The 1402-nt window shown below is 74.8% G+C and carries 2 protein-coding genes; both read right to left on the bottom strand.

What is annotated here, in order from left to right; all coding sequences use genetic code 11:
* On the bottom strand, positions 1 to 874 hold an 874-nt coding region (locus tag J0670_RS38010; RefSeq protein ID WP_207817330.1), incomplete at its 3' end, for a metallophosphoesterase.
* A 24-nt stretch (positions 875 to 898) separates the two neighbouring features.
* Positions 899 to 1402 (bottom strand): CGNR zinc finger domain-containing protein (locus J0670_RS38005; RefSeq protein ID WP_207817329.1); only part of this gene is annotated, 504 nt, incomplete at its 5' end.

Raw genomic sequence — 1402 nt, 5'->3', positions numbered from 1 at the left:
GGTTGGTGCCGCAGCCGGCGGAGACGTGGAGGTAGGAGCGGTGGCCGCCGGCCTGGTGGGTGGAGAGGCCCTTGACCCGGCGGGCGTCGAGGTCGCAGTTGGTGACCAGGGCGCCGTAGAAGGGGATGCAGAGCTGGCCGCCGTGGGTGTGGCCGGCCAGGATCAGCGGGTAGCGGTCGGCGGTGAAGGCGTCGAGGACGCGAAGGTAGGGCGCGTGGACGACGGCGAGGGAGAGGTCGGCGTCGGCGGAGGGGCCGCCGGCCACCTCGGCGTAGCGGTCGCGGCGGATGTGGGGGTCGTCGAGCCCGGTGAACTCCAGGTCGAGGCCGCCGATGGTGAGCCGGCCGCGGGTGTTGGTGAGGTCGAGCCAGCCGGCGGCGTCGAAGCCGTCGCGGAGCTTCTCCCACGGGTTGTGGACGGCGCCGGTGATGCCGCGGCGGCCGGTGCCGTCGGGGTTGTTCAGGCCGTGGACGCCGCTGCGCATGGCCTGGAGGTAGCGGGCCGGGTTCTTGCGGGCCGGGCCGTAGTAGTCGTTGGAGCCGAAGACGTAGACGCCGGGGAACTCCATGAGCGGCCCGAGCGCGTCGAGGGTGGCCGGGACGCCGAGCGGGTCGGAGAGGTTGTCGCCGGTGTTGACCACCAGGTCGGGGCGCAGGCCGGCGAGGCTCTTCAGCCAGCGCTGCTTCTTGCCCTGCCCGCTCACCATGTGGATGTCGGACACCTGCAGGATCCGGATGGGCTTGGCGCCGCGCGGCAGGACGGGGACCTCGACCCGGCGGAGCCGGAAGGAACGCACCTCGTACCCGACGGAGTAGGCGAGGCAGGCGGCGCCGGCGGCGGCGAAGCCGAGGGGAACGGAGTACAGCGGTCGCATCAACCCATGCTCTCAGACGGTGGATCAGCGGGTGGACGTCCGGTGGGACGTGGGGGATGCGGGCCCGAGGGCCGCGATCGGGGTCGGTCCGGCGGCGGGTTCCGGGGCGGGTTCCTCGGACTCCCGCCGGGCGCGCAGGGCCCGGACCTTGTTGCGGTTGCCGCACCGCTCCATCGAGCACCAGCGCCGTCGCCCGGGCCGCGAGGTGTCGACGAAGATCAGCTGGCAGTTGTGCGCCCCGCACTCGCGGATCCGGTCCGCGTACGGGCCGGTGAGCAGGGCGATCGCGTCCCGGGCGAGGGTGGAGACCAGCTGCGCCCCGTCGGCGGGCAGCGGGGCGGCCGTGGCGCCGTCCGGGGCGATCTGCGGGACGAGCGGCGGGTGGGCGGCGGCCCGGTTGAGCGCGGCGTGGTCCTCCGCCGAGCCGGCCTCGCCGTGGGCGCGGGCGGCGGCGAGGCGCCAGAGGGCGTCACGCAGGGTACGGGCGGCGGCGAGCTGGTCGGCGGTGATCCGTATGGCGTCGGCGGG

This window comes from Streptomyces sp. FH025 (assembly GCF_017427025.1).
In the GTDB taxonomy this organism is placed as follows: Bacteria; Actinomycetota; Actinomycetes; order Streptomycetales; family Streptomycetaceae; genus Kitasatospora.
This window is presented reverse-complemented; position numbering and strand designations above follow the sequence as displayed.